We start from the raw sequence: 5437 nt of genomic DNA on the forward strand, positions 1-5437 counted from the left end.
CTGGATTTTTCGCTAATCGTCCGCGACAGCGTCGCGCAGATGTCCGACACCGGCGGGATGGAGGGCTGACCGGTCACCGGCCGCTTGCGTCCACCGCCTCGACCAGGGCCGTGCAGCGCTCGCCTATACCGTCGCCGGCGCACATGAAATTGGTGCAATAGCTGAACGATAGCCGCCGCTCGGGATCGGCGAAGACGAACGAGCCGCCTACCCCCATGTGGCCGAACGCATCGGGGTTCCGGCCCATCGGGCGCAGGCCGGGCGTGTTCTTGTAGACGCCGAGGCAGTAGCGGAAACGCCGGCCGGTCAGGGCGCACGGCGCGTCCCACTGCAGCGTCGTCATGGCGTCGATGGCCTGCGGCGAGAGCACGCGCACGCCGTCGATGTCGCCGCCGCGGGCCAGCGCCGCGAACAGCTTCGCCATGGCCCGCGCAGTGCCGCGCCCGAAGGCGGAGGGCATCTCCTTGCCCAGGTAGTCGGGATGATCGCGCATCAGCGGGTTGGCGCCGGGCAGGATGCGCCAGGCCCGCGCCAGGTTGTTGCCGGCCCCGCCCCCGCTGAGCGCGGCGTAGGTTGCACTGTCCGGGTTGGGCAGGATCTCGGAAAGCCGGTGCTGCTCGGCCCTGGGCAGGGCGAACCAGTAGTCCAGCCCGAGCGGCTCGCCGATCTCCTCGCGGAAATACGCCCCCGGCAGCTTGCCGGTCAGCCGCCGCACCAGTTCCCCCACCAGGTGGCCGTAGGTCGAGGAGTGATAGGCGCCGCGCGTGCCCGGCGCCCATATCGGCGCCTGGCGGGCGAGGCCATCGACCATCGCCGGCCAGTCGAAGGCGGCCCCGTCCGGCACCGCGTCGGGGAACACCAGCCCCGCCCGGCCGGCCATCAGCGTCCGCACCGTGATCGATTCCTTGCCGGCTTGGGCGAATTCCGGCCAGTAGTCGGCGACCCTGCGCTCGTAGTCGAGCAGGCCGTGATCGGCGAGGCGATGTGCGCAGATGGCCGTCACCGCCTTGTTGATCGACATCATGCGCACGATCGTGTCCCGGCCCCAGGGTTCGGCCGGCTTCTGGTCGCGCACGACGCGGCCGCCCCACAGGTCGACGGCGATCTCGCCGTCGACATAGACGGCGACCGCCGCACCGATTTCGTCGCGAACGGCAAAATTCTCCGCAAACGCCTCCGCGACCCGGGCAAAGCCCGAGTCGCACGTGCCCGCGAGCGGCATCGCGTCGACGCCCGCCCCTGTCGTCACTTGCCCATGCTTTCGGGCAGCCAGAGCACGAGTTGGGGAAACGCCATCAGCAGGAAGACCACGGCGATCATCACCGCGACGAACGGGTAGCAGCCGCGGAAGATCTCCATGACATCGACCTCGGGGGCGATGTTGTTGAGGACATAGACGTTGAGGCCCACCGGCGGGGTGACCAGCGCCAGTTCGATCATGATGGTGACGAACACACCGAACCAGACGGGATCGATCCCGAGTTCGAGCACGACGGGCATGACGAAGGGGAGCGTGAGGATCAGCGTGCCCATGGTGTCGAGCATGCAGCCGAGGATCAGGTAGAGCACGATCAGCAGGAGCAGCACGCCGGTCGCCCCGATGCCCAGCTCGCTGATCCAGGTAACGAGCGCCGGCGTGAGCCCGGTTTGCACGAGGAAGCGGCTGACCAGTACGCCGCCGATGATGATGATGAAGATCATGCCCGAGGTGTGGCCGGCTTCGCTGAGCGAGAGCTTCAGCGCCTTCCAGCTGAGCCGCCCCATCACCGCGGCCACGACCATGACGCCGATGGCGCCGATGGCCGCCGCTTCCGTGGCGGTGAAGATGCCGCCATAGATGCCGCCGATCACCAGCAGGAACACCGCCAAGGTCGGCACCAGTTTCCACAGCGAGGTCAGGCGCTCGTGCCAGCTGAACCGCGGCCCCTTCGGCCCGAGGGCGGGGTTCAGCATGCTGCGGACGGTGATCAGGGCGATGAATGCCGAGGTGAGGATCAGGCCGGGAATGATGCCGGCAATGAACAGCTTGCCGATCGAGGTTTCCGTCCACACCCCATACAGGATCATGATGAAGCTTGGCGGGATGAGGATCGCGAGCGTCCCCCCGGCGGCCACGCTGCCCGCTGCCAGCCGCGGGTGGTAGCCGCACTTGCGCATCTCGGGCATGACCATGGCGCCCACCGTCGCCACGGCGGCAATGCTCGACCCGGTGACCGCGCCGAACCCGGCACAGGTCGCCGTGGCCGTCACGGCAAGCCCGCCCGGCAGGCGCCCGAACCATTTGTACACGCAATCGTACAAGTCGGACGCGATGCCGGTGTGAAAGACGAGAAGCCCCATGAAGATGAACAGGGGCGCCGAGATCAGCAGGAAGTTCGACCCGTTTTCCCAGGTGATCAGGCCCACCTGGGCCGCCGTCGGGGCAAGTCCCATGAGCAGCACATTGCCGCCGGCACCGACGAAGGCGAGGGCGAAGCCGATCGGCATGCCCGCGAAGATCAGCGCCATCATGACGATGACGCCGATGACACCGAGAGTGAGAAGTTCCATGACCGTGTTCGCCGTTGTCAGAGCGCGGGCGGCGCCGTCGGGACAGCCGACGGTGGCACCACGAGTTGGTGGAGATAGTGCACGCACAGGAAGAGCGCGGAGGCTGCCATGATCACGGAGAACGGCCAGTAGGGGACGTCGAGGTAGACCGGCCGCTCGTCGAACCGGTACATTTCCCAGGCGCTGACGATGGATTGGTAGGTAAGCAGCAGCGACAGCGAGAGCCCGCCGAGCGCCGACACCGCGTCGGCAATCCGGCGGGCGAGGCCGGTGGTGCGCAGATAGAACAGCTCCATGCGCACGTGATGCCCGGTGACCGTCGCCGACGGCAGGCTGCACAGGAACACCGTCAGCAGCAGCAGGCCGCCGGCATCGACGCTCCACGAGAGCGGAGCGTCGAAGAAGTAGCGTAGCACGACGTCCACCCCGACGAGGAGCATGAGGGCCGGAATGAAAACCAGCGTGCCGATGGCATGCAGTGCTGCCGCAAGTCGGTTCGAAACCGATGCCGCTTCCTTGTCAGGGGTGGGCATGCTCATTTCAGTCCCCGATGAAGCCGGGGACGGGGTCCGTCACCGCCAGCATGAACAGTTCGTCGTCGCTCATGCCCGCGTATTTCTCCTCGAGCCGACGGATGTCGGCGAGCAGCGCGCGCGCCGGCCGCCCGGCAGCCTCCTGCTCGGCCGCCCACTTCTCGACCAGCGGCTCGACCGCCTTGCGCACCCGATCCATTTCGGCGGGCTCCATGACGATCGTTTCGACGCCGGCAGCGGCGTAGGCGGCCTTGGCCTCGTTCACGGCATTGATGCCGACCACTTGCGTGAGCGCGGGCGACACCAGCTGCTGGAAGTGCAGGAAGGCGTCCTGCATGTCCGGCGGCAGGGCGTCGAAGGCGGCGCGGTTGACGCAGGCATCGATGGTCGCGACGGTGAGGTTCAGCGTCGTGTGGTACTTGGCCAACTCCGGGATCTTGTAGGCAATGAAGGCCGAGTTGGTCCACGCGATGGCGTCGATCATGCCCTGCTGCATGGACACGTACAGGTCCGGGAAGGGAATCTGCACGAACACCGCGCCCAGCGCCGCCCCGACTTCCGGATCGCCGCTCGGAATGCCGATCTTGAGGCCCTTGAAGTCCTCGAGCCGGCGCACCGGCTTCTTGCTCATCAGGTCATAGGCGCTGGTGATCGCCTGGTAGGCGAAATAGACTTCCTGCTGCTCGAACTCCGGCTTGAAGTATTTCGGCGCGAGTTCGGCGGTGACGCGCGACAGCACCGCCATGTTGCTCGGCGCCACGAAGGGCTGCTGCCAGACCTTGCTCAGGTCGAAGCCGCGGCCCTCTTGGGCGACGTAGCAGGTGGCGTATTCGGCGATCTTGGAGCGCACGCCCTTGAAGCCATCCTTGGTCCCCAACAAGGTGCCGGCGCCGAACTCCTCGATGATGAACTTGCCGTCGGTGGCTTCCGTGAACCACTTGAGCGCGCCCTGCCAGACCGGCGGCACCACCGAGGCCGGCGGCACCGGATGGGCGAACTTCCACACGATCGGCTCGCCGTCATAGGTGATGTTCGGCTCGGCTTGTGGAATCTTGTGCTGCATCCAGTCCTTGGTGGCGTCGGCGCGGGCAGCGCCGCCCGCGGCTAGCATGAGAACCGACACCGCGGCTGCGGCAACGGTCCGCTGCATGGTCGTTGGACGTTTCGTCAACTTCTCCTCCTCCTCAGTTTAGGGCTTGTGCAGGAGCCGGCCGTTCTCGCGGCACATCCTCTGCAGGCCCGGCGAAAGTCGGCCTCCCTCGCGGCACCGGGCGCCGTGGCGCCGCACCGCGAAAGCGACGAAGCTAGACGCAGGCGGACAGGCCTTCATCGAGCAGGATGGTGGCGCCGTGCATGGCGCGCACCTCGTCCGCTGCCAGGAACAGCGCCGCCGCCGCCATCTCCTCGGGCGGCGAATAGATGCGGGTGCTGGGTGTCGCCGCCGCCTTCGCCGCCTGCGTCGCGGCAGCGTCCGGGCCAAGGCGGTCGTTTTCGTTGAGGGGCGTCGCGGTATTGCCGGGCGCGATGGCGTTGATGTGCACATCATAGGGCGCGAGGTCGCCGGCCAGCGCCTTGGTCAGCATCACCACAGCCGCCTTGGTGGCGCTGTACAACGGAAACCGTGCGGAACCGCGGAACGCCGCCACCGAGGCGACGTTGATGATGCGTCCGCGGCGGCGCTCCTTCATGCCCGGCGCGACGGCGTTGATGGCGAAGAACATGCCCTTGAGGTTGATGTCGACCATGCGGTCGAAATCCTCCTCCGTGGTCTGGCCGATGGGCGTCGGATAGTAGACGCCCGCGGCGTTGACCAGGATGTCGATGGGGCCGAGCGACCGCGTCACTTCGGCGGTGACGGCCGCGAGGGCCGCAACGTCGCGCACATCGGCGGCGAACGCTTCCGCGTGTCCGCCTGCCGCCACGATGGCGCGTGCCACGGCCTCCGCCTTGGCCCGATCGTTGCTGGCCAGCACGGCGACCCGGGCCCCCTCCCGGGCGAAGCGCTCGGCCGTCGCCCGGCCGATCCCGGAACTCCCCCCGGTGATCATCGCCACCCTGCCCTGCAGCTTCATTCCGCGTTCCCCTCTTGAACTCTCATGTCGGCGCGCCGTGCGCGGGTCGCCGCGTCATCCACGGTGCCGTCGGCGCGCAGCACGACGCCGTAGACCGAAGCCGCACGCTCCTGGCTCACCAGCCCGGCGCGGACATCCTTGCGCACGCGTTCCGGGTCACGGGCGGCGGGCGGGCCGTAGCCGCCCCCGCCGGTCCCGATGGAGACGACCGTCTCGCCCGGTTCGAGGACGAGGTGGCCCACCGGCGGCAGCGGCTGCAGGCGCCCGGCGGCGTCGCGCCTC

5 protein-coding genes and 1 pseudogene are annotated in these 5437 nt (G+C 68.0%); all 6 read right to left on the reverse strand.

Annotated features, from left to right (window positions below; translation table 11 throughout):
- Window positions 1-73: 73 nt before the first annotated feature.
- Window positions 74-1249, reverse strand: a complete 1176-nt coding sequence (locus VGD93_RS12495) for a serine hydrolase domain-containing protein (RefSeq protein ID WP_395012514.1) — start codon at window positions 1247-1249, stop codon at window positions 74-76.
- Window positions 1246-2550, reverse strand: a complete 1305-nt coding sequence (locus VGD93_RS12500; RefSeq protein ID WP_395012515.1) for a TRAP transporter large permease — start codon at window positions 2548-2550, stop codon at window positions 1246-1248. The genes VGD93_RS12495 and VGD93_RS12500 overlap by 4 nt, the downstream gene beginning before the upstream one ends.
- A 17-nt stretch (window positions 2551-2567) precedes the next feature.
- On the reverse strand, window positions 2568-3083 hold the full coding sequence (locus VGD93_RS12505) for a TRAP transporter small permease (protein ID WP_395012516.1): 516 nt from the start codon (window positions 3081-3083) through the stop codon (window positions 2568-2570).
- A gap of 7 nt (window positions 3084-3090) precedes the next feature.
- Window positions 3091-4254, reverse strand: a complete 1164-nt coding sequence (dctP, locus tag VGD93_RS12510; RefSeq protein ID WP_395012517.1) for a TRAP transporter substrate-binding protein DctP — start codon at window positions 4252-4254, stop codon at window positions 3091-3093.
- Between the two features lie 133 nt (window positions 4255-4387).
- Entirely contained in the window at window positions 4388-5155 is a 768-nt protein-coding gene (locus VGD93_RS12515; protein ID WP_395012518.1) for an SDR family NAD(P)-dependent oxidoreductase, read from the reverse strand.
- A pseudogene (locus tag VGD93_RS12520) lies at window positions 5152-5437 on the reverse strand (hydantoinase B/oxoprolinase family protein); the annotation flags it as partial. The gene VGD93_RS12515 and the pseudogene VGD93_RS12520, both read right to left, overlap by 4 nt.

The sequence above is a fragment of the Devosia sp. genome, assembly GCF_036406155.1.
Lineage (GTDB): Bacteria > Pseudomonadota > Alphaproteobacteria > Rhizobiales > Devosiaceae > Devosia_A.